We start from the raw sequence: 25,285 nt of genomic DNA on the forward strand, positions 1-25,285 counted from the left end.
GATTCTATTAGGTTAGGTCAAGCCTAATGAGGAAAAAAAGCGTCACTCATTGATCGTTTGATTACTTAATGGCTAATTCGACCAGATTTCCTGCAAAATCAGGCTTGCTGATAGTAACCCGGTACTCTAAACCACTTGCGGCACATATCGAGAAAGTAACCATACAAGACACCCATTCCACATGAGATCACTGCATTCGAGGTTACCGCCGTTAGGATTTGATCACTTGATGCGCCAACTGCAAACAAGATCGCAGCATACACTGGTGATTGAAACAGTACATAAGCAAGCAAGTCGGACATATTCTTCATCATACTTGTGGATGAGACTCGCTCACCTTGCCTGAGCATGAAATCTCGGAACATGCCATATGGCCAGGCAATCGCAATATTCACGGGAATAGAAAGAGTTCGCGAAGCCAGAGATTGTTCGAACGTCATCCCTGAAATAAAGATTTCTATGATCATCCCAGAAATAAAGCAGAATACCACCATAGCAAAAGTGTCTGCTGCTGCATTACGAATACAAAACGGCCCACGCGGCTTCATCTAAAACCTCAGTATATAAATCCAAATTAGAACAATAAAGACAGTGATATAAACTGGATAAAATTCAAATTACCAGCATATGAGACTATTATTTCATGATTTATATAGTTTTAGATTTCAAATAAAAACAAAAGTGGTAAATAAACCACCAAACTCAGTAAAAAAGTTAGAGTAATTCGCTACAAACCTTGATAACGCTCATAAAACAATCAAAATCAGGTAATTTACTTACAGAAATCTTTTAGCAGAACCGTTAATACGTCCAAATCTGATTGGGAAGGAACCTCCCCTAGTGTAAGTTTCATCTGTATCGCTTTCAGGGTTTCTTCCAAGTGGTTATCTTCAATGCCTGTTGTCGCCGCTTTCAGGGCTTGAAAATGCTCTTGTGCTTCTTCTAGGTCACCATTCTCTAGAGCCATATAGAACGCCAGCAACAATGACTCTGTCTCTTCATCTTCAGCATTCGAACTCTTTAATAGTGTGGGTTTATATTGATAAAGGCGTTCAGAATATCGATAGAGCGCATCGCCAAGTTCGTTTTCATCAATAGGCTTCGAGACAATGTAATCAACCCCCACTCCAAGCATACGCTCTCGGGTTTCTTTAAATACGTCAGCTGTGCAGCCTAATATTAGGATTTTAGATTTAGAGCTAGGAAGTGAGCGGATTGCAGAAGTAGCCTCCACGCCATCCATTACTGGCATGTGGTTGTCCATTAGAATTAAGTCATATTCATTGTTTGCTATCGCATGGATCGCCAACTCACCATTTTCTACCACTTCACACTCAAAACCTTTGTTACTCATGAAGGTATTAATGATGATGGCATTGGTCCTGTTATCTTCAACAATCAGTGCCGTCAGGCCGTTATAATTCAACTTGCGGTGCTCTTTCGCGTCTTGATTTCGAGGCTCGCAGCGGTCCATAGCAACCAGAGCATCGAAACTGGTACCAATACCTAGCTCACTGGTCAATGTCACGCTACCATTCATGAGGCCACACAACTGCTTGACGATCGCCAAGCCTAAGCCTGTGCCACCAAATCGGCGAGTTGTGGAAGATTCCGCTTGTTCGAAAGGTTTGAATATCTTTTGTTGAGCTTCTTTTGCTATTCCTATTCCCGTATCTCGGACTTTGATTTCTAAGTAGTTTTGCCCCTGCTTTTCTACCTCCTTGAAATACACCTCAACATATCCGCGTGAGGTGAACTTGACCGCATTGTTGAGCAAGTTGAATAGTATCTGACGCAGGCGTGCCTTGTCTGACATATACCAGCGATCAGGTGGCACTTCGGAATAAACCTTGAACTGCAGCCCTTTTTCAGAGCACAGTGTAAAATAGACACTATTAATACTGCCAATGATGGCCTCTAGCGGGAACGGATTGTTTTCAAGCTCCAAATGGCCTTGTTCAATTTTAGAGAAATCGAGAATTTCATTGAGCAGCGTCATCATATGGTCGCCAGACTCATAGAGCGTTTTCATGTGCTTCTGCTGTTCTTCACTCAAGTCTGTTTTAAGCAATATCTGAGCAGTGCCCAGTACGCCGTTCATTGGCGTCCTAATCTCGTGTGATAATGTGGCTAAAAAGGCGCTTTTCGCTTTGGTTGAAGCTTGGGCTTTTTGCTTTTCGGCTTCTAGGAATACGGTTTTTTGATTAAATGTCTCGATCAGGTGTTTAATCTCATCTTGACTGTTGTAACGTAAATCAATGATGCCTCCTTCTATAGAGTCATCAACTTTCTGAGCAATAATCACGATGGGTGAAATAAGGAAGCGATTGATAAGGAAATACCCCATCATCACACAAGCAAGCATAATCGGTATGATGCCAGCTTCGACTTTAGATACTAGATCGTAGACTTGCTCTGTTACCAAGCGGTTTGCATTCACAACATCGATGTACCATTTAAAGTCGCCGAAGTCGGTACTACTGATGTAAATTCCCTCCACTACCTGGAAGTTGTGCTCAGTAATGACATCACCATAAGAGTCTTTTAGCACCACGCCTAATTCGTACTCTTCGGCATGCTTACGTACAAAAGCAACTAGGCTTTCGAGCGATATGTCTACCGTTGCTACACCGGCGAAAGCATCATCGACGTAATAAGGAGAAGAAGCGGTGATCATCTGGACATGGGTAAAAGGATCGATATACACCTGTGACCAAGAAACCGTGCCCATTGGCTTACCAACAACAGAGGTATACCAAGATTCTTTGTCATAGCCTCCAGACTCTGGATTATCCCAAGAGAATACTTGATCTACCTGCCCATCACTGGCTCGATTGAAAAACAAGCTCTTATAAGCTTTGCCTTCCTCGATTGAATAAGGAATTGGCCAAAGTCCACCACTGACCGCGACGCCATCGATTACCGAAAATAACTCAAACAGCATCTCTTCTTGATGGCTCTGCGATTCATGAGTATTACCGATACTGACCACACTCTGGAGTATGCCCAGAGAACTGTTCAAAGGCTCTTTGATCTCAGCGGCTATTATTTGCGTTCTCAGGTCCAAATTCTTTTCTAACTGATCCCTAATAGGTGGCTCCACCACCAAATAGCTCACAGTACCAATGATCGCAATCAGCAACGCCATATACATGGCGAGCGCCAAAAAGCTCTTTCTTTTGAGGGAGGAACGAATTTCCATAAGCCTTTGAATTTTGTCCGTTTAACTCCAATTATAGCGAAGATAACAAAGCTGCCACCTTTTTATGTCTCGTTTTGGCTGTTAGTATTAGCCCAATTTCATCAAACCCGTTTGGTATTCATTTTGACACTACAAGAAATCCTTTCTCAGCCAGAACTGGAAAACCGACTGATCAACGAGCCAAAAACTCAAGGATTCGTTACAGCTATGGCTGCTGCACCCAATGTATTGCCGCCTCAAGAATGGCTTCCTTTTCTATGGGGTGGAGAAGAAGTTGCGCCTTTTTCTGATGGCGAGCAGCTAGAAACTTACATTGAATTGATTATTGCAATGTGGAACGAATACCGCCCTGCTTTACTAGAAAACCAGTGGGTATGGCCAAGCGAATGTTCGCTGGATGAAGCGGATATCGTTAATCAGGAAGCACGTGATTTCTGTGAAGGTGTTTTGCAAGGCTGGCAGCTAGCCAGAGATGACTGGGAAACCATCATGCCTGAAGACAGCGAAGACAGCGCCCTTCTTGGCGGTGTACTGCTCTCTCTTAGCATGCTTTACGACCCAGAGACTTCAATCGCTACATTGGCTGAGCAAGGTATTGAAGGCTTAGAGCAGTTTGAAGAGATATTTAATGCAATCCCAACTATGTTATGTGGCCTAGCAATGCGCGGCTCCATGTTGGTGGAAGCGGAATAAAAACAAAGCCGGCTTTTAGCCGGCTTTGTTTTTACTTACTTTCGAATAGCCTCACCCTTCGGGTTATTGACCGTAATACGCTTGTCCTTTATTGACTCCAATAAAGGTAGCTCAAACGCTTCATAAGCAGGCATTCGTTTACAAAGGTCTTTCTTGATTCGAATTATCGATATCCCGGCTTTCTCTGCATCCTCACTATCAACACGAATTACAAAGTCTTCATTCGAGCTGCATCCTGTGGAAACTGCCTTAAAAGATATCCGCCCTTCGCTGACCTTATGACTTTCAAGAGGCACCTCAAGATTAGTTTGATTCACGTTGCTAGACGTTGAGTTACACGCAGCCAGACTTAGCCCTGAAAGAGCCAACAGTAGGCTAGTACACCACTTAAACATTTTTTCTCTCTTTCATTCTGCTCACAAAGCCCAATACAGCTAATAGCATTAGGCCGTAGGACGTTGAACCACCGCTTCCACCACTACCATTTGCCACAGTGTTTCCATAGCTATATATGATATGCATATCCAGCTCGCCAGCCACACTATGATCCGTAGCGACCTTCATCGTGGCACGGTTTGATGACGCATAAACGGTAGAAGCATCTACTTTAATGTCTATAGAACAAGAATCACCTTGGTTTAAAGTTGACGAGCAATTATTTGAAACTAAAGTGACGCCTGACGGAGTGGTAATGTTCGTCACATCAAAGGACTCTGCTCCGTAGTTTCGGATTGGTAGACTATAGGAATATTCGCCACTTTTAGAGCTCAGTAAAATATCTTGGGTGTAGCTGACGTTTGCAGTTTTCTTATTGATCCAGCCATTGGTATCAAAATATCCAACGTTTGAATAAACACCATAAGCGTTAGCTTGAGCGCAACCATCCCCCCAACTTACGATACCCACTTGTTTATGGGTACCGCCGTCATTGACAACTAATGGCCCACCGCTATCCCCCTGACAAGAGTCTTTTCCACCTGCTTGATAACCCGCACAAATAGCATCTGTTCCTACAGTAGCGTAATTGCCACCTAAGTTTTGGCAAGTACCTCTATCAACATAAGGTAGATCAACCTGATACAGTTCTGTTGGGTACACTTTACCTGTAGTACTTTGGTTACCCCATCCCATGACAGTCAAGCTTTGACCTACAGATAAATTGTTCACTTCTGTTTCAGTTGCAAGTGCTACTTGAGTCGCCGTAACATCGTTTACCAACTCTAGAATAGCGATATCATTCACTGCAGTTGATGCGTTGTAATCTTGATGAATGTAATGAGCACGTACTGCTACACGCTGACCTTCTGTCGCTTCATTGTTTAGATCATGAATACCTATCGATACATCAATTTCACTAGCCGCTTTATCATCCACACAGTGTGCAGCAGTTAATACATACTTCCCGCCAATAAAACTGCCGCCACAAAACTGACCGGTATACGCGTCGCTTGATGTATTTTTAATAAGGGCTGTCATAAATGGCCAGTCAGACTTTCCAGACACTGAACCATTGATAATCCTAGTATTAATCTCGTTAAGAGAGGTCATTGACTCTTGAGCATTAGAAGCCATAGGCATCAACATACTCACCGCAAAAGCCACTAACGTTTTTTGCATATATTTCTTCCTTTTTTATTGATAGTGCAAATACTCGGTAGCACAATAAATGAAGTATTTACAAAATCAATGCATTAGAAAGAAAATGGACAAGATGTAACGTATTTCTCTTTTTAGAGACTACTTTAGCAACGCAAAAGTAAAACACTCTCTAATGAGAGCCTACAGTTCAACGCTCAAGTTTTGCTCCAATCAATCCGCTCTATCCTCTCATCTGCGATGTAAAACAACTTAGTTCCTGGAAGGATAACCTTTTCTAAGTCGGGGTTGAGTTCGATCCCTTTTCCGGTATCAATCGCGATGAGTGTCGCTTGGTAAGCACGTTTAATGTAAACAAAGATAGACTGCACATCTGTTGCAGAAGCGCTTTCTGGGTAGGTTGTTGAGTACTGAGTCATTCCTCTAGTGGAAGCGAGCAGCTCTTGATGAAGAGCGCTAGATCCCGGGTCTACAGCGGCTTTGGCAAGCATTTCGGCTCCAACGGCTGGAATACATTCAGCATTCGGGCAATGTTGATTGAGCAATTGGCTCAACGCTTCATCTTTGAAATAAGCTAATAGGTGCGCCTTTGGGTTCACGTTGGCTGAGTAAAGCGCCGCAGATAGCGTAATATCATCTTCCAAGTTATCGACCACGATGCAACTGGCCTGTGCGACCGATGCCTTTTCCATCTCCTGCTCATCGGTGTAGCTAGTCACTTTTACAAAGCCGATTTCTCCTGGTAAAGGATTCTCGATATCAGATCTACTGCACAATACGATAGGTCGTTTCCCTTCTTCTTCATGTTGCAGCATACGAATTAAATGCATAGTACGCTGACCGTTCCAACCTAAAAGCAGAATATGATTTTCCACACCAACTCTCCGTTTTCCTAATATTCCTGCGCGCCAATAATCTACTGATGCCGAAGCTAACCTACCAACAAGAGCAGCAAATAAGGTTAATCCGCCAGGTATGACGAATAAAATCACCACCCATTTTCCTGCTGCTGTTGTCGGAGACAAATCGCCATATCCGACTGTCGATGCCGTGACCATGAGGTAATAAACAAAAGTGGAGATATCTTCAGTCAGTGCCGTTTCACCACTAACTACCAACATTCCCCAAGACAAAGCCACATACGCCAGCAGCAAAATGATCAGATTGCGATTACTCAGCTGGAATAATCGTGATTTCAACCACTTTTTGAAAACAAACCAAACTGACATATTTCCTGTTACTCGACTGATTACTATCAATATTCTAACTAGGTTAACTCACTTAGGACCGATGAGCCAATTCCCTGTATTAAACTGTTGATCCCTTGTCACTTCTATACGGTTATAGTCAGCAAAATCAGCGTAATAACGTTTAAATGGGCGGCTTACACACCGACGCTCGCTTTCTGCAATCTTAGGTTTTGCGTTTATCTATCGAATCTCAAATCGGCTAGGTCTATGTTGGGGATAGACGAGTATTAAACTCGCTGTAATTAAGATAAGAAAGTAAGGGTTTTCACATGATGTCTTTCATCTTTTTAGTACTTCTTGCTGCGATGCTTTTCGCATTCTGCGGCAAAAAGTCACTTGGCTACATTCTGTTTGCCACATCGATATTGATTGGTTTGTATTGGTTTAACCACCATGCCAACGACGCTCTTTCTATTTTGCTGTAAGGAGAGCACGATGAATCGAAATCAAATCAATATTCTTAATACGCTCGGCCTTTTCGGCATGACGTTAGTCTTACTAATTGGCTTTGTCCTCCAATTCTCGCTCAACGAGCTGCCATGCCCCCTTTGCCTACTTCAGCGCATTGGTTTTGTCATGGTGATGTTTGGCTTTCTGCTCAACGTAAAATACGGTCCACAACAACAACATTATGGTGTCGTGTTGATAGGGGCGCTGTTTGGGGCGGCGACTGCTCTGCGCCAAGTCTCATTACACGTTATCCCTGGTACTCCTGGGTATGGCAGCGCTATCTTTGGTATGCATTACTACACTTGGGCGTTCGTCTTGTTCTCAGCAACTGTTTTGGCTGTCGCGATACTGCTAATGCTGTGGAACGAGGCTTGGAATACAGAACCTTTCGAAATGAGTAAGATCAGTCGTTGGATGTGCCTGCTTGCGATATCGGTAGTGGCACTCAATATGCTATCGACATTTGTCGAATGCGGGCCATACCAGTGCCCAGATAACCCTGTAAGTTACTGGCTGCTTAACTAGAACATGGTTAGTCAGAGACAAAAAAGCCAGCTTAACTAAGCTGGCTTTTGAGTTATTTCCATGCAGATTTAAGCGTTACCCTTAACCTGCATGTTCAGTTGCTCTGCAAAATCAAGCATACGATTTAATGGGATAAGCGATTTCACACGTAATGCTTCATCAACGAAAATTTCGTGTTGTTCTCCACCATCGCGCAATGCTTCTTCGATTGCTTTCAGACCGTTCATTGCCATCCAAGGACAATGCGCACAGCTACGACAAGTGGCACCTGCACCAGCAGTAGGTGCTTCAATCAGTTCTTTTTCAGGCACCAGTTGCTGCATCTTGAAGAAGATACCTTTATCAGTCGCAACGATCATTTTTTGCTGAGGTAGCTCTTTAGCCGCTTTGATCAGTTGGCTGGTTGAGCCGACGGCGTCCGCCAGCTCGACTACACTCGCTGGCGATTCAGGGTGTACTAAAATCGCCGCTTCAGGGTAGAGGCCTTTCATCTTACGCAATGCATCAGCAGAGAACTCATCGTGTACAACACATTCGCCTTGCCACAACAGCATATCAGCACCGGTTTGATTGGCGATGTAAGAACCTAAATGGCGGTCAGGACCCCAGATAATAGGTTTGTCTTCAGCGTCTAAATGCTCAACGATCTCCAAGGCAATACTTGACGTCACTACCCAGTCAGCACGAGCTTTCACCGCCGCTGACGTATTCGCATAAACTACGACTGTATGATCAGGGTGCGCATCACAGAACTCTGTGAATTTATCCGCTGGACAGCCTAAGTCTAATGAACATTCCGCTTCAAGCGTTGGCATCAAAATGCGTTTTTCAGGCGTCAGAATCTTTGCAGATTCGCCCATAAAGCGCACACCACCGATGATCAGTGTGCTCGCAGGGTGGCGGTTACCAAACTTGGCCATCTCTAGTGAATCGCCAACAAACCCTCCGGTCTCTTCAGCAAGCGCTTGAATTTCAGGGTCAGTGTAATAGTGGGCGATCAGTACCGCGTCTTTCTCTTTAAGCAGCTCTTTAATGTTTTTAATGTGCGCTTGCTTTTGGTCATCTGTCAGCGGTGTTGGTTTCGGTGGGAATGGGTAAACAGTTTCGATTGTATCTAAAATGTGGCTCATTGCTCTTGCTCTTGCTCTACGCAACTTCCAGTAATCCGGGTATTGTAACCTTAACCCAGATCAAGATGCCAGTTTCCGCAAGAATTACTTGCTGAGTAAATAGTGAATGGAATGTCTGTACAGAGGGTATTAAAAAGGAGCGACTCTGCGCTCCTTTTTTATCTACTTAATACGTTCTGCCGCAAGTTTTGCAGACGCACTATCTGGATACTCGTCAAGTACCTGTTGATAGTACTTTTTCGCTTGCACTGCATTGTTGTTACGCTGCGAAAGGTCACCAAGTTTCACCAGAGCATCTGCACGTTTATTCGAGTCTTTGTAAGACACTACCGAGGCAAAGCTCTTAACTGCTTCTTTATCCTGCTTCTTAGCAAAATAAAGCTGCCCTAGCCAGTAATGGGCGTTTGGCGCAAACGTTGAGTCAGGGAAGTCTTTCTGAAATTGCTGGAATGCAGCAATAGCACCCGTGTAATCACGTTTCTTAAGGATAAGATCAACGGAATTCTGATACGCAGTCTGCTCATCCACATTAGTACTGAATTTACCAACAGGCTTCGCTTGCTCATCTTTAGCTGTAGTATCGACTGCTGGTGCGCTGTTGATCTGGCCGCGAAGCTTATCAAGCTCGATAAACAATTCGCGCTGACGCTGCAGCATCTGCTGCATGTCGTAATTATTCTTTTCTAGCTGACCACGAAGGTCACTAATTTCCAACGCCATTTCATCAAGCTGCTGTTGCATTTGCAACTGAACGCGATTGCGGTTTTCTAACAAGCGCTCGAGGCGTTGAACTTCGGTTTCATTTGCCGGTACGGCAGAAGACGATGGTGCTGAATTGCTACCACCAAGATCAGATACTGGAGCTGGTGCAGCGAACGCAGTGTTCGCTGCACTTGCCAGTAACGTAAGCGTAACTACGCGCTTAAGGTTACTGAACATAAGGTCTTTCCTTGATTAGTATACTAGAACCGCACGACGGTTCTTAGCGTACACATCTTCAGACTGACCTAGTAGAAGAGGCTTCTCTTCACCGTAGCTCACGATTGAGATTTGGTCTGCTTGAACACCTAGTGCTTGTAGGTACTTAGCAACTGCCGTTGCACGACGCTCGCCTAGTGCGATGTTGTACTCAGGAGTACCACGCTCATCAGCGTGACCTTCGATAGTCACTTTTAGTGCAGGGTTTTTGCTTAGGTAAGCCGCGTGTGCAGCTAGCATTTCTTCGTAGTCACCAGCGATGGTTGCGTTGTCAAACGCGAAGTAGATTGTTTGAGACTCACGAAGTGCCTGCTCTTTAAGCTCTTGCTCAGAAAGTTGGCCGTTCTCACCGATTGGTGAAACTACAGTTGTATCAACACCGTTAGCAGAGCCAGACGTTGATTGGTTAGTTTCAGAACCAGAAGCGTTAGCTGCGTCATCGCTTGAACTACATGCTGTAACAGCTAGAACTGGTAGCGCAATCAATAGCCCTTTAAGAACTTTGTTTAGTTGCATTGTTATATTTTCCTTACTTTTTGATACTTATTACTTGCTACAAAAACGGTGACCATGCAGGTGCACGAACGCGACCGTTTGTTGCCGGTAATCGAGCTTTAAAGCGTCCATCTATTGAAACCATTGAAAGCACATTGGTTTTGTTGAAGATAGAGCTATAAATAACCATACCGCCGTTTGGCGCGATACTCGGTGATTCATCCAGCAATGTTTTTGTCAGAACCTGAACGGCGCCCGTTTCAAGATCCTGCTTTGCCAAATTGAAGCCCGAGTTACTGCGATTGACCATTACCAGGAATCGTCCATCAGGTGTAATCTGCCCACCTAGGTTCTGGCGACCCTGCCAGGTAAGGCGGTTGGTTGAACCACTTGCCAAATCTACTTGATAAATTTGAGGTTTACCACCCCGATCCGAGGTAAAGATCAGTGATTTGCCATCAGGATGCCAGAATGGTTCTGTATTATTTGATCTACCACGTGTTATTTGCGTCAACTTGCGGGTTTTCAAATCCAATGTATAAACTTGCAGGCTGCCTGTTTTCGACAACACGAGAGCGAGTTTATTACCATCAGGAGAGAATCGTGGCGCACCATTGTGACGAGGGTATGACGTTACTTTTTCACGCTCACCTGTGTAGATGTTCATGATGAAGATTTCTGCCTGGCCATTTTGGAAACTCACATAAGCCAGTTTCTTACCATCTGGTGACCAAGCTGGAGACATAAGTGGCTGCTTAGAACGTAGAACCAATCGCTCGTTATAACCATCATAGTCAGCAACACGTAGTTGATACGGATAGCTGTCTTTATCGTTAACCACAACGTAAGCGATTCGAGTCAGGAACGCACCACGCTCACCAGTTAACTCTTTGTATACCAAGTCTGAAATTCGGTGAGCATATTCACGCATACGCTCCCCCGGCACTGTTGCACGCTTGTTGAAAAGCACGTGATCTTTAGACAACACGAGTTGGCCATCAGTACTTAACGCTTTACTTTGCCCTTGAGTTAATTGACCACGAACCACGTCCACTAACTGGTAGTTGATTACATAGTTACCTTCCGCATTTTGCGAAATGGTGCCCGTTAGTAGCGCGTCAACACCTAACCCCGTCCAAGCATCAAAGTTAATTTCACTCTCACTGTATGGCGTTTGTGGCATCTTGCTGGTCGCAACTGGGCTGAATTTACCGCTGCGTTGCAAGTCAGAAGCAATAATGGCTGATACATCATGAGGTAATTTAGTTGAACCTTCCCACTTAAATGGGACGATAGCGATCGGACGTGCAGAGTCAATGCCGTCTGTAATCACAAGTTCCAGCGCCGCATTGGCTACCTGAAACGCGCTCATCACTGTGAGCAAACATCCTAATACTAGTCGCTTTAACACAAGCTTTTCCTTATGACTTAGGTTCTACGGTTAAATTGATATTCTTTAACTGATTGATGACGTCTTGCTCTTTAGGTAAAGGAAAACTTCCTACCTGCGCAACCGCTCGTCGCGTCGCCGAACACAGTCGATTGTCACCATCAAGCACGCTTAGATTACCGACAATGGCGCCAGCACCTGTAGGAATCAGGCGCAGATTAACTCGGCATGACTTTCCCCTGAAACTGTCCTCCAGTAGCAGGTTCTGCTGAATCAATTGGGTATAAATAGCGCCGTATCGATCCGCTTCACTATTCACGTGTTGCTGTCTAGCTGAACTGTTTTGCTCAGCCTCAGTTTCTAGACCAGAAAAGATGTTATCTAAAGCGGCTTCTTGCTCTTTACGTTCACGCTCCAAGCGCTCTAAACGTTCTTTCTCTTTTCGTGCTTTCTCAGCAGCTTCTTTAGCGGCTTTCTCTTTCGCTATACGTTCTTTTTCAGCTTTTTCAGCCGCTTCACGTTGACGACGTGCCTTTTCTTCCGCTTCTTTTGCTGCTTTCTCGCGAGCTACACGTTCTTTCTCTGCTTTAGCGATGGCAGCTTCTTTCGCTAAACGTTCTTGTTCCGCTTTTTTGATCGCCTCTTCTTTCGCTTTACGCTCAGCTTCCAATTTAGCCGCACGTTCGCGCTCTTTCTTAACTCGCTCTTCAGCGGCTTGGCGCTCTTTTTCTTTCTGCTGTCTGGCTTTCTCAGCTTCGCGTGCAGCTTTCGCTTCTCGTGCTTGCTGCTCTTTCAGCTTACGAATGCGTTCTTCTTCCGCTTTTCGGTTTTTCTCAAGCTGCTCGCTTTCGCGGCGCAACTTATCTAAACGGTCTTGCTCTTTCTTCGCTGCTTCTTCGCGTTGACTGCGAATATGCTGAGCTTGCTGGCGCACCAAGTTGGGGTCAATAACAACCGCCTGAACCATCTGACCAGAAGGCTCTGGCTTTGACATGGTAAAGTCTGTTCCCCAAATAAGCGCCACAGCCAACAGTGCATGCAAAGCCGCAGATATCGCTATCGGCTTGGTGTAATCACTCTTTTTCTTTGGTTTAGTCTCTTTCATAACCTGAGAGCGCTTATTCCTTTATGTCCGTAAGAAGCCCCACTTTAGGGATCCCAGCACGACTTAATTCGTCCAGAACCAGTACCACTTCAGCATAAGGAGTCGCCGCATCACCACCAACAGCGACAGGTGACTCTGGCTTCAAGGACAGTTCTGCTTTCACACGTACAATCACGTCCTGCAGCGAGATACCACGCATGACTTCTTCATCGTTCACACTCAGGCCTAAATTGCCTTCACGATCAATTTCTACAATGATGAAGCTTGAATCACTATCTCCAGCGAGCTCTGATGCAGGTTTCGCTGTTGCTGTTTTTGGCAACTCAACATCAACACCCTGTGTTACGAAAGGCGACGTCACCATGAAGATAATTAACAACACAAGCATAACGTCGATGTAAGGCACAACGTTAATCTCTGCCGTCATCTTACGTTTTTTAGGTTGATAGCCTGCCATATCCATTAATCCCTGTTGGCAGAATCACGTCCAGCCATCGCTTGGCGGTGCAGGATACTGTGGAATTCTTCAGAGAAAGTGGCGTAGTTGTGTTCCAACTTACCCACTTTATTGCTTAATCGGTTGTAAGCCATCACAGCTGGAATCGCTGCAAATAGACCCATCGCAGTTGCAACCAATGCTTCAGCGATACCCGGCGCAACCATGGCTAAAGTAGCCTGCTTAACTTCACCAAGTGCGATAAAGGCATGCATGATGCCCCAAACTGTACCAAATAGACCGATGTAAGGGCTGATTGAGCCAACCGTTGCCAAAAATGGTAGGTTGGTTTCAAGCTCATCGACTTCACGGGCAACAGCAACACGCATTGCGCGGCCAGTGCCTTCCATAATGAAGTCAGGTGAATCGGCGTTGGATTTTCTTAGGCGGGCAAACTCAGTGAAACCGGAGTAGAAGATCTCTTCCGTTCCTGCCAGTTCGTCTTTGCGCTTTTTAGCGTTTTGATAAAGGACGGAAAGATCAGTGCCTGACCAGAACTTATCTTCGAATGTTTCAGCTCCTTTCGCAGCTTGGGATAGCACTTTACTGCGTTTAATGATCATTGCCCAAGAAACAATCGACATACCTAACAAGGTCAACATCACCATTTTTACGAGCAGGCTTGCTTGCAAAAACAGGTCAAGCATTGAAATATCAGCGGTCACTGTGAGTAAACTCCATAACTATTGATTGAGGGATCGCTTTTGGCCTCATTTTTTCATTATCGATGCATGCTACCTTAACCATTGCTTTACACAATGTTTTGCCGGCAGGATTTACGATCTCCTGACAGAAAATAAAGCTTGCTTTCTTCGCTTCTGCAACTGATGTCTTAACCGTTAGACGGTCTTCGAGACGAGCGCCTTGCAGAAAATCGATGTCCATGTGTCGGACTACGAAACCGATGTTTTGTTCCAAAAGAGTCGATTGTGAAACGCCAATACTGGACAGATATTCAGAACGGCCACGCTCAAAATACTTAACGTAATTGGCGTGAAATACCAGCCCACCGACGTCAGTATCTTCATAATAAACCGTCACAGGCAGCTCAAATACAGCAGGTTCGCTTTGCACATCAATCCCTTTCTAACAATTGAGGTGCTTTACTATAACGCAACTCATTGCCGTTTATGCAAGGGTTAATGGAGGTTTTCAAAGATTGAAACAAAAAAATAGCGCCAGCTATCAAATAGTGGCGCTATTGTGACTAATTAGTGGATAATTTTCAGTCAGTTCAATTTACAAAACACGTATTAGAGTTAAATAAATTAGAATCGTTAAGGAAAAATAAGGACTGAATAATACTTGCCAATACCAGTTTTTTGGTTTGAAGCTCAAGCCAAAGATCATGCTGGAGCAAATTGCCCAAATCATCAGCGGTGAGATCAGTGCATTGAAACCGCCTATTGAAGCTGAATACTGCTCCGGGTCCCACATCACCATAGCAACATGATAAAAACCAAGAATCAGAGATAAGGCTCTAAACGGAGCCTTATCCATTGGCGCATGCAGCTTAGCTACCTGCTCAGTGAGATTACTCACTGTCTTTATCCATCATTTCTGAATGCTCTAGCCAAAGAGCATTGATGATACCGAATGCACAAGCAAGTAGTACACCTAGAATCCATGCGAAATACCACATAGTAATAGCTCCTTAGTAAAGTGAGTTTTTGTTGTCTTCAATGAACTTGCTGTCCAGACGACCGAACATCTTGTAGTAAGTCCAAATTGTATACGCCAAGATAACAGGCACCATGATAAAGGCTACACCTGTCATTAGGTTGAGCGTCAATTCAGATGACGTTGCATCCCACATGGTCAGGCTGTGGTTAGGCATCAAATCAGAAGGCATGATGAATGGGAACATCGCCAGACCCGCTGTGAAAATAATACCTGCATTACCTAGGCTTGAAGCGAAGAATGCGATACCACCACGCTCAAGACGTGAAGCCAGTACAGTAACAAGAGACATCACTACACCCAGCGCCGGAGCAATCCACATCAACGGGTACTGCTCGAAGTTGTTCATCCAAGCACCCGCTTCACGAACTACTTCTTTAGCAAGTGGGTTAGACGCGCCATTATGGTCAATTGCGCTGGTAATCACGTAGCCTTCAATGCTTTGAACCCAGAAACCAGCAGCAACGAAAGTCGCAACCGTTAGTAGACCCATGATTTGTGCAACACTGCGTGAGCGAGCGTGAACTTCGTCTGTAGTCTTCATCTGTAGCCAAGTTGCGCCCTGCATTAAGATCATGAACAAGCTAACTAAGCCACATAACAATGCGAATGGGTTTAACAGACCAAAGAATGAACCGTGATACGTTGGCATCAAAAATTCAGTCAGTTGGAACGGTACACCTTGTAGTAGATTACCAAACGCCACACCAAAGATAATTGGTGGAACGAAGCCACTGATAGAAATACAAATATCCCACGTTTGACGCCACTTAGTATCTTCAATCTTTGAGCGATAAGAGAGGCCCAACGGTCTTAGCCACAAAGCAGCCAACGTTAGAATCATCGCCAGATAGAATCCAGAGAACGACGTTGCGTAAACTAAAGGCCATGCAGCAAATAGAGCACCACCCGCTGTCACCAACCAAACTTGGTTGCCTTCCCAGTGAGGTGCGATCGAGTTGATCATCACACGACGTTCAGTATCATTTTTTCCGATTACAGGTACTAGCGCGCCAACACCCATATCGAAACCATCAGTCACTGCGAAGCCTACCAGGAGAACACCGATCAGAACCCACCAGATAAGTCGCAAGATTTCGTATTCAAACATATATTTCTCCTTGCTTTACGCGTCTACTTGACGACTAACTTTGTCTTCAACAGAGTCAGCGTTTTGCTCAAAGTGGTAACGACCTGTCTTCAGGCTGCTAGGACCTTTGCGAGCAAATTTCAGCATCAAGTACACTTCTGCAATCAGGAAGACGGTGTATAGCGCCAAGATTGCAAACAGTGACGTCCAGATTTCTCCAGCGGTGAGTGCGGATGCCGCCACATGTACAGGTAGAATTTCACCCACAGCCCATGGCTGACGACCGAATTCAGCAACAAACCAACCTGCTTCGATAGCAATCCAAGGCAGTGGAATACTCAGCAACGCGGCTTTTAGTACCCATGGTTTTTGCTCGATCTTCTGGCGACAAGTCTGGATGAATGCGGCACCGAATACGAATAGCATGATAAAGCCACACGCAACCATGATTCGGAACGACCAGAATAGTGGCCAAACTGTTGGGATAGAATCATCCGCTGCAGCTTGGATTTGATCTTCAGTCGCATCAACCACGTTTTCTGTGTAGCGCTTCAGAAGAAGGCCGTAACCTAGGTCGCCTTTCACTTCATCAAAGGCAGCCATGTTTTCTTCTGACTTATCGCCTGCACGAAGCTTTTCAAGCAGTTCATAGGCGTACATACCAGTGCGAATACGGTCAACGTGTTCATCACGAAGGTCACGTAGACCTGTTACTTGCTCATCCAAAGAACGAGTCGCGATGATACCCATGACGTAAGGAATCTTGATCGCGTAATCAGTATGCATGGTTTCCTGATTTGGCAGGCCAAACAGAGTGAAAGCGGCTGGTGCTGGTTCGGTGTGCCATTCAGCTTCAACTGCTGCCAGTTTTACTTTCTGTACTTCACCTAGTTCATAACCAGATTCGTCACCAAGCACGATTACAGACAGGATTGCCGCCATACCAAAAGAGGCAGCGATGGCGAATGAACGACGAGCGAAAGCGATGTCACGACCTTTTAATAGGTAGTAAGAACTGATGCCAAGAATAAACATCGCGCCTGTCGTATAGCCAGAAGCTACTGTGTGTACGAATTTCACCTGAGCAACTGGGTTAAGTACAACCTCTGCAAAGCTCACCATTTCCATTCGCATGGTTTCAAAATTGAATTCTGCGCCAACTGGGTTTTGCATCCAGCCGTTTGCAACCAAGATCCACAGTGCCGAGAAGTTAGAACCCAATGCGACTAACCAAGTTACAACTAAGTGTTGTCGTTTTGTCAGTCGGTCCCAGCCGAAGAAGAAAAGGCCAACGAAAGTGGACTCGAGGAAGAAGGCAACCAGAGCTTCGATGGCCAGTGGAGCCCCGAAGATATCCCCGACATAATGAGAATAGTAAGACCAGTTAGTACCAAACTGGAATTCCATGGTCAGGCCGGTGGCAACACCAAGTACGAAGTTAATACCGAAAAGCTTACCCCAGAACTTTGTCATGTCCTTGTAGATTTGCTTGTCCGTCATTACGTACAGAGATTCCATGATGGCGAGAAGGAAAGCCATACCCAGAGTCAATGGTACGAAGAGGAAGTGATACATCGCAGTGAGCGCAAACTGCAACCGCGACAGATCGACTACATCAATCATGTTTACTCCTATGTGTCGGCTGAAGACACTTTCTACATTCATGCAGCATAAGTAGGCGTTTAGCCAACTTAAATAATGTTGCTAAAGAACAGTATGTTGTTGCAAAAATGTACCGTAACGGTTAGTTAATTGTTAAGCATCAGCTAATATAGCTGGCGCTAATGCTACTCCTAAAAACTGTCTGTTTCAAAAGGTTTATCTTTGGACTTCGCTTTGATTTGTATCAAATTTTGTGCGGCATTTTTGTCTAAAAATCCATCACATTGATCCACATCAACAGTTTAAGCGAGCTTTTGTTAATTTGCGGTTATTTGGGAGGTAGACCAAGGTATTTATGCAAAACAAGCGCTTAACAACTCGTGCATTTTAGTTACCTAATTAGTAGTAACGAGATTTAATTATTGTGATCACGATCACTTATAGTAAAAGACCAGCTCATGATGAGCTGGTCCTGAAAACTTATTTTTCAATTCCGAAATGAAAGTATGCCCTATCGGTAGCAATACGCCCTCTTGGCGTTCGCTGCAGATAGCCTTGTTGTATCAGGTACGGCTCCAAGACATCTTCAATGGTGTCCTTCTCTTCGCCAATGGCGGCTGCCATGTTATCCAGCCCAACAGGTCCACCACCGAACTTCTCCATAATGGCCAGCAGCAATTTGCGGTCCATGTAGTCGAAGCCCTGTGCGTCAACATCCAACATGTTAAGGGCCTTGTCTGCGATGTCTGCACATATATGCCCGTTACCTTTCACTTCTGCGTAATCTCGCACACGGCGCAACAATCGGTTGGCGATACGTGGCGTACCACGAGCACGTCTTGCGACTTCAAGCGCGCCTTCGCTCTCCATCGACAAGCCCAAACAATCAGCGCTACGCTGGACAATATGTTGAAGATCAGGAATTTTGTAGTATTCGAGGCGCTGAGTAATACCAAAACGGTCTCGAAGTGGTGAAGTCAACGAGCCAGCTCGTGTGGTCGCACCGATCAAAGTAAATGGCGGTAAATCGATCTTGATGGAACGCGCGGCAGGACCTTCACCAATCATTATATCGAGCTGGTAGTCTTCCATCGCTGGATACAACACCTCTTCAACCATCGGACTCAAACGATGGATTTCATCGATGAACAACACATCGTTTTCTTCGAGATTGGTCAGAAGCGCAGCCAAGTCACCGGCTTTTTCCAGAACCGGACCAGATGTAGTGCGAATGTTTACGCCCATTTCATTGGCCACAATATTTGCCAATGTGGTTTTCCCCAAACCAGGAGGACCAAATATCAGCAAATGATCTAACGCTTCTTCACGCAGGTTGGCGGCCTTGATGAAAATCTCCATCTGATCACGAACGTGATCTTGTCCTTGGTAATCCGCCAGTTTTTTCGGGCGAATTGCCCTGTCGATAACGTCTTCTTCTTTGTAAACCGCATTTTCCGGCGCGATTAGACGATCCGCTTCTATCATTAACAGTTCCTAGTCGTCACTTAAACCATTGACTTTAGTGCTTCGCGGATTAGCTCTTCGCTGCTCATATCCGCGGTTTTGACCTGAGACACTACTTTAGAAGCTTGTGTCGGTTTATAGCCAAGTGCAAGTAATGCGCTAATTGCTTCTTCTTCGGCGTTAGCTTGATCAACTTGAGGCGCTGAATCGACTGGCGCTGCATCTGTATGCGGCGTGAACAAATCACCCGCTCCCCAACCTTTGAGACGGTCTTTCATCTCAACGACCAGACGTTCTGCAGTTTTCTTACCAACACCCGGCAATTTAACCAGTGTTGAAATATCTTCACGTTCAACACATGAAACAAATTGGCTGGCTGTCATACCTGACAATATACCCAAGCCCAGTTTCGGGCCAACACCATTAGCTTTAATCACTTCGCGGAATAGAGCGCGTTCTTTAACAGTATTAAAGCCATAGAGTAGCTGAGCATCTTCGCGAACAACGAAATGCGTGTAGATGATTGCTTCCTCACCAATATTCGGCAATTCGTAAAAACAGCTCATCGGCATCTGAACTTCATAGCCAATACCGTTTACTTCAATCAACAATTCAGGGGGTTGCTTTTCAAGCAGAATGCCACGCAAACGTCCAATCACACTCAATACTCTTTGGAAATGAATTTGCGACAGGATAATAAAGAACTGGATAGACATCCAGTTCTTTATACAGTGTATCTAGATTTTTGAGACCACTAGATCAAGTTGGGATGTGAGAGTGCGAACTGTCTCGACCTGCCCGTTTAACTGCGCACCATTTTGTGCAACAAGCTCGGAAATGGTCTTGGTCTCCACCACACCATTGGCCACTTCACTGCTCGCTTCATCCAGTTCTTTGAGTGCCGACATTTGGTTGGTCATGATATTGGCTAAGCCGTTTACATCTTTCGAGATACCCGTCACTTGTTCGATGACTTCTTTCATTCGCGTCGCACTAGCATGGACCACATCTTGACCGTGCCGCACTTCCTGTTCGCTTCGGTCAAGCAAGTTACGAATCTCCACCGCAGACTCACTACTCTTAGCTGATAACTCACGTACCTGATCCGCCACCACAGCAAAACCTCTGCCCTGTTCACCTGCACGAGCGGCTTCAATCGCTGCATTCAGTGCCAGTAAATTGGTTTGTTCCGCAACCGAAGTGATCAAATCAGCGACTTTCATGATTTGCTCATGGCTGTCGATGATCTGGCTTATCGCACTGGTAGAAGCTTCAAGCAGTTCTGAACTTTTCTCCGCCTGTTTATGAACAGCGTCACTTCGTCCGCGTAACTCAGTGACAAAGTGGCTAGAATCTTCAAGCCCCTCCGTCATCTGATGGACTTGCTGGCTCATCTGTTCAGCGGCACTGGCCTGCGATTCACTATTGATGTTGAGCTGACTGACCTGGCTGTCGAGGGCTTCCGACTGAGACTCCAAAATTTGCGAGACTTCTTTCAATTGATGAGAATTCTGATTTGCCTGATCTAGCACACTTGATAAATGGCGTTCACCTTGGGTAGCTTTGTCGGCTACCGCTTCACTTTTCTGCTTGGCGTACTCTGCCAGTTCGATCGCCTGATCACGCTGTTTCGCCGTAAATGCTTGAGCAATGCATATCACCACCAGCGGGAGAATGGTTCCTGACCATATTTCAATGCGCAATGCCGATTCAGACAGAATCAATTGAGGAAAGCTAAAATCCGAGAGATGAAGATACGTCATGGCAGCCGATAACGAAATGACAATCGCACTCCAACAAATCGCCATACTCCTCGTCCCCGATAGGAAAAAAGCAACAACCAGTAAAGGCACCCAATAGGTTTGAGTTGACTCTACCACTCCGCCACTTTGGTAAATGATGTTGAGCGCATGGACCGTCATACCAACAAATCCAAGATTGAGCGCAAAACCGGGATGTTTAAACCACTTCAAACAAGCTGCAGAAATCAACTCTAATGCAATCAGAAACACAGAAGTCAACAGTAAGCTGTCATGGCTGTGTTTACTCCATTTAATAAAGCTATAAAGGCCAACGAGGAAGGCAATAAAAGTGAATAGAGACAGGATGTCAGCCTGTCGCTGTTGTGATTTTGTCCAATGGTGTTGGCTCGGCATGCACGCACGACGCCAGAGAGTGGCTGGGTTCATTGTCAATCATCCTTGATTGAAAGTTGTAAGACCTCCGACCACTATAGATTTACAACATTTTCATAACAAATCGCATTATTAGATCTGTTTAGGACGTCTCAATTTTGAAATCACTACGCACAATCAACGGTAACGACCTCGTCGTGCACTGGTTGCTTTGCCAGCCAAAGCAACTAAGGTTTTATTGGTATTCGCATGACAGATAGCAACGCCTAGGGCATCCGCGGCATCCGCTTGAGGCTTAGCAGGCAACTTGAGCATTGACTGTACCATGTGCTGCACCTGCTCTTTATCTGCGCCCCCCGTTCCAACTACCGCTTGTTTAATTAAGCGCGCCGCATACTCATAGACAGGGAGATCGGCGTTGACGGCAGCTACGATCGCACTGCCGCGGGCTTGACCAAGCTTTAAGGCGGAGTCCGCATTGCGCGCCATAAACACTTGCTCAATAGCGAACACATCCGGTTGAAATTGGGTGATGATTTCTGTGACTCCGGCGTAAATTTGCTTCAGTCGACCGGGCAGCTCTTTTTCTGATGTTCGAATGCAACCACTGCCTAAATAGTGGAGGTGACGTCCGGTCTGGCGGATGACGCCGTATCCGGTGATGCGGGAACCTGGGTCAATGCCCAAGATGATTGACATAGTGCTTATAAAACCTATTCGTTTAGCCAGCGCGTATCTTAGCTTACCCCATGATCTTTAGCGAGGTTTCAGCGCGCGGTGACAATAGCTCTGCTTGATAATCCAGCATCCAAGGTGACTTCGATCACCGCAGTACGTTCATGACTGAGTTTTTCGCCGCTCCAGTAATCATACCAATACACTGGAAAGTCAGAGGTTAAAGTCACTTCTCGAGCAGGTTGCTGGAAGTTAAACAAACAGTGCAGATCATTCTGCTCCGTCATTTTCAAATAAGCATGGTGCAAGCTCAACGAAGTAAATCTAGCCGCGTTTTGGCTATGTTTTTGGCGGATAAACAGGCGGGAGAGTGTTTTCTGAGCGAAGGGCGTCAGTTCGGGCAACGGGTCACCAGATAACAACATGCCACCGCAGGCTAGCAGTGTGTCCCGATGAAACTCGTAATAACGACGCTCTGTGGCCTGATTCGGCAAAGAGACAAACGTGGCGCAGTCTGGATCAATCTGCCACAGTTTTCGATGCTGCCAGCTGCGATAAAACGTTTCTTTCGCGATTTGCTCAAAGCGCCGTTCATCTCGTTCCACATCGTCTGACACTCGCATGGCATCGACAAGTCCTAGCGATGGCCACATTGGAGCATTACAGCCAAGAATTAAGGCATCACCCGCTCCTTCGGCAATGGCTTCCATACCCAATCGATACGCTTCAACACCAGTGATGCCGCTCTGATCTCGTCGCCCTTTTAGCGTTCCCCAATAATTCGCATCAAGCTTGAACAGCTCTATCCCCCACTCTTCTCGCATCGTTTTAACCACTTGGGTAAGATGCTCCTGCACATCTGGGTGAGACGTGTCCAAGATATACCAAGGTGTACATCGCCAACCGGCATAAGTCACGTCTTCGGCTTTCAGTAGAGAACCATCTTCATGAGTCACAAACCAATCTTGATGTTGCTTAAAAAGCTCCGACTCTGGCTGAGCAATAAAGGGGGCTAGCCAAATCGCGGGCTTCTTGCCCTGAAGTTTGATTTCTTTTATCAGCGCTTTTACGCCAGAGGGGAATTTGTCAGACGGCGTGAGCCAGTCTCCCATAAAAGCCTGATAACCGTCATCCAGCAGTACATATTCGAGCGATGCCAACTCATCCTTCATATGATTCATGTTATCGAGGACATGGCTCTGCGTAACGTCAGCATAGTAAGCGTACCAGGAGCACCAACCAATAGGCGCTGCCTTCTTCACGCCAGCTCTTGGGGAGTGATGACGCGAAATCATTTGTGCATACTCAGAAAAGAGTGTTGATAACGATTCTCCCTGAAGAACCGCTACAGATTCCAGCTGATTGGATGCCCAATCCAATGGATAAGTACCTTCGCCATCAATACAGATCTTCAACCAGTTGCGATTCTCTAACTCTACAACTTCAAAATAACCCGCAAAACGGTGGCAAGAAGTAAAGCCAAACAAGGTATAACCTATGGAGTCTTCAACCACCAGATAATTGTAATAGCGCTTTGGTCCTGCTGAAGAATAGATACGATAACTTGAAGAGTTGTCCGGGCAGCGTCCAATATCCACAGGGTTGTCGACAGTACCCGTAGTCTGAGCAAGCATCTGGAAACCATCACCTAGCAGAGTCGCATTATGTTCGAACTCAAACTCCGTAATCGCCAGAACATAGCGCCCACTGATACGATCATTATTCAAGCCTTGATAACTAAACGATATTTCATTGTGATGGAGCTCGGCTTGCAAATTGATGTCTCTGACCCGCAGAGTACGACCATTTTCCAAGCTGACTGAAAACGACATAAATGAGCCCCCCAGATCAATCAAATTTGCTGTGCCCTTAATCAAATTAGAGCACTAGGTTTTTTTATTGTCCAATCACTAACTTAGGTAATATTGGTCTGGGTCACGAATTGTTTTCATATCATTTGTGATGGTGATGAAAAATCACTTTTAGATGCCTGCCCGCACAAAGCGGTATTAGCATCCATTCACAGGTAGAGTTTTTGAGGGAAAGAATGAAGAACCCTAGTAGGAGATGAATCTGGGGGTGTCTTAAAACGAAAAAGCCCTCCAACTCCGGAGGGCGAAAAGGCAGTGGATTATTGCGATAAGCGTCCTGCTTAAAAAAAGCCCACCTTTGTGGGCTTTAAGAGATATGAATAAACCCGATCGTTAAATTAGAATGCGTAAGCTAGTTTAACGAATGATTCGATGTCGCCTTCTTCTGCGCCAACACCTGTCGTTGAGTTAAAGCCTTCATCAGAAATGTGGTAAGCAATATCAACTAGTGCAGTCACGTTATCGGTAAACGCGTAAGAACCACCGAAGTTCACTGCTTCGCGAGTGTCTTCAATCGTTACGTAACCTGCTGCTAAGTATAGTGCATCAATGGTGTAACCTGCAGATGTGTTGTACATCTTAACTTTTTTGCCATCTGCAAATTCTTCTTCAGCAAAAGTAGCACCGATGCCAACAGAACCAAGCTTCACCGAACCGTTCACTAGGTATAGTTTGTCTGTATCGCCTTGATCTTCATCGTTGTCTTCGTAACCAAAGTTAACCATGAAAGTGTCATTTTCGTAGCCTAGGTAACCGTTGTAACCCGCTTGGCGATCGCTACCTTCGTAGTTACGGTCACCATAGTAAGAGATACCGTATTTAACGCCTTCTTTATCGCCTTCAAATTTAACTACCTGACGTGCGTCAGATGCATCATTTGGTGACCATAGGAACTCGATAGTTTGGTCTGCTGCACCATCAACCGCGTCTAGAGCAGTGTCATTTGCATAGCCAGCAGAAACAACACCAGCACCAGTTTTGTAACCAACCCAAGTGTCAGTAATATTGAACTCTGAATCTGATGTACCGTAATCATCTTCTACGTCAAACTCACCGCCAAATTTTCCAACGATGTTACCGTTTTCGTAATCAGCGAAGATATCAAAACCCGTTACACCACCATTGTAAAACTCTTCATCTTTTTGTCTTTCAATGTTGTTTACCGCACCATTTTCTTTACGGTCTGTTTGGTAGTAACCACCGACTGCGACTTCACCAGATACTGTGAATTGGTCGCCTGAAAGTGCGTCTGCTGCTACGGCTGAACCTGCAACAAGAGATAGGGCTGCTGCTAATGCTGTCTTTTTCATTTTCTATGTTCCTATAGATTTTTATTTATGAGCGTCAAATACCATCTGCTCGCTCTGGCTATAGAAACTATTGGCGCCAACGATTATTAACAAATAAATCAATAAAAAATAAACGTAGTCACCTAATTAAGATTCACGAAAAAGGTCA

At 45.3% G+C, this 25,285-nt stretch carries 26 protein-coding genes; 3 read left to right on the plus strand and 23 right to left on the minus strand.

What is annotated here, in order from left to right:
- Positions 1-98: 98 nt before the first annotated feature.
- Together IX95_RS00555 and IX95_RS00560 are read right to left on the minus strand one after the other, a co-directional pair.
- The gene (locus tag IX95_RS00555; RefSeq protein ID WP_006962833.1) at positions 99-548 is read right to left on the minus strand and encodes an L-alanine exporter AlaE; all 450 of its coding nucleotides are present in this window, start codon (positions 546-548) and stop codon (positions 99-101) included.
- 224 nt (positions 549-772) lie between these two features.
- Positions 773-3,202, minus strand: coding sequence for a hybrid sensor histidine kinase/response regulator (locus IX95_RS00560; protein ID WP_038155993.1), 2,430 nt, complete (start codon positions 3,200-3,202; stop codon positions 773-775).
- A 123-nt stretch (positions 3,203-3,325) separates the two neighbouring features.
- Between IX95_RS00560 and IX95_RS00565 the strand changes: the two genes are divergently transcribed.
- Positions 3,326-3,895: a UPF0149 family protein gene (locus tag IX95_RS00565; protein ID WP_006962835.1), complete on the plus strand. Its 570-nt coding sequence runs from the start codon at positions 3,326-3,328 to the stop codon at positions 3,893-3,895.
- A gap of 35 nt (positions 3,896-3,930) precedes the next feature.
- Here IX95_RS00565 and IX95_RS00570 read toward each other — a convergent pair whose 3' ends face one another.
- The 3 genes from IX95_RS00570 to IX95_RS00580 form a co-directional block, all read right to left on the minus strand.
- Positions 3,931-4,290 (minus strand): hypothetical protein, encoded by a 360-nt coding sequence (locus tag IX95_RS00570; protein WP_038155996.1) that lies wholly within the window; start codon positions 4,288-4,290, stop codon positions 3,931-3,933.
- Positions 4,283-5,512 (minus strand): S1 family peptidase, encoded by a 1,230-nt coding sequence (locus IX95_RS00575; RefSeq protein WP_051912411.1) that lies wholly within the window; start codon positions 5,510-5,512, stop codon positions 4,283-4,285. Before IX95_RS00575 ends, IX95_RS00570 begins: the two co-directional genes overlap by 8 nt.
- Before the next feature lie 176 nt (positions 5,513-5,688).
- Positions 5,689-6,720 (minus strand): potassium channel family protein, encoded by a 1,032-nt coding sequence (locus IX95_RS00580; RefSeq protein WP_019275746.1) that lies wholly within the window; start codon positions 6,718-6,720, stop codon positions 5,689-5,691.
- A 290-nt stretch (positions 6,721-7,010) separates the two neighbouring features.
- Here IX95_RS00580 and IX95_RS26595 point away from each other — a divergent pair, with 290 nt between their 5' ends.
- Together IX95_RS26595 and IX95_RS00590 are read left to right on the plus strand one after the other, a co-directional pair.
- Positions 7,011-7,166 carry a DUF5993 family protein gene (locus IX95_RS26595; protein WP_038155998.1) on the plus strand — a complete coding sequence of 52 codons (156 nt, stop codon included), beginning with the start codon at positions 7,011-7,013 and terminating at the stop codon, positions 7,164-7,166.
- Positions 7,167-7,176: 10 nt separating this feature from the next.
- On the plus strand, positions 7,177-7,716 hold the full coding sequence (locus IX95_RS00590) for a disulfide bond formation protein B (protein WP_038156000.1): 540 nt from the start codon (positions 7,177-7,179) through the stop codon (positions 7,714-7,716).
- 68 nt (positions 7,717-7,784) lie between these two features.
- Here the strand turns inward: IX95_RS00590 and nadA are convergent, their stop codons facing one another.
- From nadA to IX95_RS00680, 18 genes are all read right to left on the minus strand, one after another.
- Positions 7,785-8,846, minus strand: coding sequence for a quinolinate synthase NadA (nadA, locus tag IX95_RS00595; RefSeq protein ID WP_006962839.1), 1,062 nt, complete (start codon positions 8,844-8,846; stop codon positions 7,785-7,787).
- Positions 8,847-9,008: 162 nt separating this feature from the next.
- Positions 9,009-9,785, minus strand: coding sequence for a tol-pal system protein YbgF (gene ybgF / locus IX95_RS00600; RefSeq protein ID WP_038156002.1), 777 nt, complete (start codon positions 9,783-9,785; stop codon positions 9,009-9,011).
- 15 nt (positions 9,786-9,800) lie between these two features.
- Entirely contained in the window at positions 9,801-10,340 is a 540-nt protein-coding gene (pal, locus tag IX95_RS00605; protein WP_006962841.1) for a peptidoglycan-associated lipoprotein Pal, read from the minus strand.
- Between the two features lie 37 nt (positions 10,341-10,377).
- Positions 10,378-11,691 (minus strand): Tol-Pal system beta propeller repeat protein TolB, encoded by a 1,314-nt coding sequence (gene tolB, locus IX95_RS00610; protein ID WP_021454995.1) that lies wholly within the window; start codon positions 11,689-11,691, stop codon positions 10,378-10,380.
- A gap of 49 nt (positions 11,692-11,740) precedes the next feature.
- Positions 11,741-12,814 carry a cell envelope integrity protein TolA gene (gene tolA, locus IX95_RS00615; RefSeq protein WP_038156005.1) on the minus strand — a complete coding sequence of 358 codons (1,074 nt, stop codon included), beginning with the start codon at positions 12,812-12,814 and terminating at the stop codon, positions 11,741-11,743.
- A 13-nt stretch (positions 12,815-12,827) separates the two neighbouring features.
- Positions 12,828-13,271, minus strand: coding sequence for an ExbD/TolR family protein (locus IX95_RS00620; protein ID WP_006962844.1), 444 nt, complete (start codon positions 13,269-13,271; stop codon positions 12,828-12,830).
- A 5-nt stretch (positions 13,272-13,276) separates the two neighbouring features.
- Positions 13,277-13,975, minus strand: coding sequence for a protein TolQ (gene tolQ / locus IX95_RS00625; protein WP_019275754.1), 699 nt, complete (start codon positions 13,973-13,975; stop codon positions 13,277-13,279).
- On the minus strand, positions 13,965-14,384 hold the full coding sequence (gene ybgC, locus IX95_RS00630) for a tol-pal system-associated acyl-CoA thioesterase (protein WP_038156007.1): 420 nt from the start codon (positions 14,382-14,384) through the stop codon (positions 13,965-13,967). Before ybgC ends, tolQ begins: the two co-directional genes overlap by 11 nt.
- Before the next feature lie 165 nt (positions 14,385-14,549).
- The gene (gene ybgE, locus IX95_RS00635; RefSeq protein WP_038156009.1) at positions 14,550-14,852 is read right to left on the minus strand and encodes a cyd operon protein YbgE; all 303 of its coding nucleotides are present in this window, start codon (positions 14,850-14,852) and stop codon (positions 14,550-14,552) included.
- A complete protein-coding gene (cydX, locus tag IX95_RS25750) occupies positions 14,845-14,952 on the minus strand; it encodes a cytochrome bd-I oxidase subunit CydX (RefSeq protein ID WP_000270284.1) in 108 nt (35 codons plus the stop codon). The genes ybgE and cydX overlap by 8 nt, the downstream gene beginning before the upstream one ends.
- Before the next feature lie 12 nt (positions 14,953-14,964).
- Positions 14,965-16,101 (minus strand): cytochrome d ubiquinol oxidase subunit II, encoded by a 1,137-nt coding sequence (gene cydB / locus IX95_RS00645; RefSeq protein WP_038156013.1) that lies wholly within the window; start codon positions 16,099-16,101, stop codon positions 14,965-14,967.
- 15 nt (positions 16,102-16,116) lie between these two features.
- On the minus strand, positions 16,117-17,703 hold the full coding sequence (cydA, locus tag IX95_RS00650; RefSeq protein WP_019275757.1) for a cytochrome ubiquinol oxidase subunit I: 1,587 nt from the start codon (positions 17,701-17,703) through the stop codon (positions 16,117-16,119).
- A 459-nt stretch (positions 17,704-18,162) separates the two neighbouring features.
- Positions 18,163-19,167: a Holliday junction branch migration DNA helicase RuvB gene (gene ruvB / locus IX95_RS00655; RefSeq protein ID WP_038156014.1), complete on the minus strand. Its 1,005-nt coding sequence runs from the start codon at positions 19,165-19,167 to the stop codon at positions 18,163-18,165.
- A gap of 20 nt (positions 19,168-19,187) precedes the next feature.
- Complete coding sequence (ruvA, locus tag IX95_RS00660) at positions 19,188-19,805, minus strand: Holliday junction branch migration protein RuvA (RefSeq protein ID WP_029236098.1); 618 nt, start codon at positions 19,803-19,805, stop codon at positions 19,188-19,190.
- A 78-nt stretch (positions 19,806-19,883) separates the two neighbouring features.
- Positions 19,884-21,335, minus strand: a complete 1,452-nt coding sequence (locus tag IX95_RS00665) for a methyl-accepting chemotaxis protein (protein WP_038156016.1) — start codon at positions 21,333-21,335, stop codon at positions 19,884-19,886.
- Positions 21,336-21,458: 123 nt separating this feature from the next.
- Complete coding sequence (gene ruvC, locus IX95_RS00670) at positions 21,459-21,980, minus strand: crossover junction endodeoxyribonuclease RuvC (protein ID WP_006962853.1); 522 nt, start codon at positions 21,978-21,980, stop codon at positions 21,459-21,461.
- Between the two features lie 68 nt (positions 21,981-22,048).
- The gene (locus IX95_RS00675) at positions 22,049-23,788 is read right to left on the minus strand and encodes a glycoside hydrolase family 36 protein (RefSeq protein WP_038156322.1); all 1,740 of its coding nucleotides are present in this window, start codon (positions 23,786-23,788) and stop codon (positions 22,049-22,051) included.
- A gap of 377 nt (positions 23,789-24,165) precedes the next feature.
- Positions 24,166-25,137 (minus strand): porin, encoded by a 972-nt coding sequence (locus IX95_RS00680; protein ID WP_038156018.1) that lies wholly within the window; start codon positions 25,135-25,137, stop codon positions 24,166-24,168.
- Positions 25,138-25,285: the final 148 nt, after the last annotated feature.

This window comes from Vibrio sp. B183, assembly GCF_000740665.1.
Classification (GTDB): Bacteria; Pseudomonadota; Gammaproteobacteria; order Enterobacterales; family Vibrionaceae; genus Vibrio; species Vibrio coralliilyticus.

What these genes read in the sequence shown, in the direction of transcription:
- IX95_RS00555 (WP_006962833.1), bottom strand. Translation starts at nt 548, where the DNA reads ATGAAGCCGCGTGGGCCGTTTTGTATTCGTAATGCAGCAGCAGACACT.
- IX95_RS00560 (WP_038155993.1), bottom strand. Translation starts at nt 3,202, where the DNA reads ATGGAAATTCGTTCCTCCCTCAAAAGAAAGAGCTTTTTGGCGCTCGCC.
- IX95_RS00570 (WP_038155996.1), bottom strand. Translation starts at nt 4,290, where the DNA reads ATGTTTAAGTGGTGTACTAGCCTACTGTTGGCTCTTTCAGGGCTAAGT.
- IX95_RS00575 (WP_051912411.1), bottom strand. Translation starts at nt 5,512, where the DNA reads ATGCAAAAAACGTTAGTGGCTTTTGCGGTGAGTATGTTGATGCCTATG.
- IX95_RS00580 (WP_019275746.1), bottom strand. Translation starts at nt 6,720, where the DNA reads ATGTCAGTTTGGTTTGTTTTCAAAAAGTGGTTGAAATCACGATTATTC.
- IX95_RS26595 (WP_038155998.1), top strand. Translation starts at nt 7,011, where the DNA reads ATGATGTCTTTCATCTTTTTAGTACTTCTTGCTGCGATGCTTTTCGCA.
- IX95_RS00590 (WP_038156000.1), top strand. Translation starts at nt 7,177, where the DNA reads ATGAATCGAAATCAAATCAATATTCTTAATACGCTCGGCCTTTTCGGC.
- nadA (WP_006962839.1), bottom strand. Translation starts at nt 8,846, where the DNA reads ATGAGCCACATTTTAGATACAATCGAAACTGTTTACCCATTCCCACCG.
- ybgF (WP_038156002.1), bottom strand. Translation starts at nt 9,785, where the DNA reads ATGTTCAGTAACCTTAAGCGCGTAGTTACGCTTACGTTACTGGCAAGT.
- pal (WP_006962841.1), bottom strand. Translation starts at nt 10,340, where the DNA reads ATGCAACTAAACAAAGTTCTTAAAGGGCTATTGATTGCGCTACCAGTT.
- tolB (WP_021454995.1), bottom strand. Translation starts at nt 11,691, where the DNA reads ATGAGCGCGTTTCAGGTAGCCAATGCGGCGCTGGAACTTGTGATTACA.
- tolA (WP_038156005.1), bottom strand. Translation starts at nt 12,814, where the DNA reads ATGAAAGAGACTAAACCAAAGAAAAAGAGTGATTACACCAAGCCGATA.
- IX95_RS00620 (WP_006962844.1), bottom strand. Translation starts at nt 13,271, where the DNA reads ATGGCAGGCTATCAACCTAAAAAACGTAAGATGACGGCAGAGATTAAC.
- cydX (WP_000270284.1), bottom strand. Translation starts at nt 14,952, where the DNA reads ATGTGGTATTTCGCATGGATTCTAGGTGTACTACTTGCTTGTGCATTC.
- cydB (WP_038156013.1), bottom strand. Translation starts at nt 16,101, where the DNA reads ATGTTTGAATACGAAATCTTGCGACTTATCTGGTGGGTTCTGATCGGT.
- cydA (WP_019275757.1), bottom strand. Translation starts at nt 17,703, where the DNA reads ATGATTGATGTAGTCGATCTGTCGCGGTTGCAGTTTGCGCTCACTGCG.
- ruvB (WP_038156014.1), bottom strand. Translation starts at nt 19,167, where the DNA reads ATGATAGAAGCGGATCGTCTAATCGCGCCGGAAAATGCGGTTTACAAA.
- IX95_RS00665 (WP_038156016.1), bottom strand. Translation starts at nt 21,335, where the DNA reads ATGAACCCAGCCACTCTCTGGCGTCGTGCGTGCATGCCGAGCCAACAC.
- ruvC (WP_006962853.1), bottom strand. Translation starts at nt 21,980, where the DNA reads ATGTCAATCATCTTGGGCATTGACCCAGGTTCCCGCATCACCGGATAC.
- IX95_RS00675 (WP_038156322.1), bottom strand. Translation starts at nt 23,788, where the DNA reads ATGTCGTTTTCAGTCAGCTTGGAAAATGGTCGTACTCTGCGGGTCAGA.
- IX95_RS00680 (WP_038156018.1), bottom strand. Translation starts at nt 25,137, where the DNA reads ATGAAAAAGACAGCATTAGCAGCAGCCCTATCTCTTGTTGCAGGTTCA.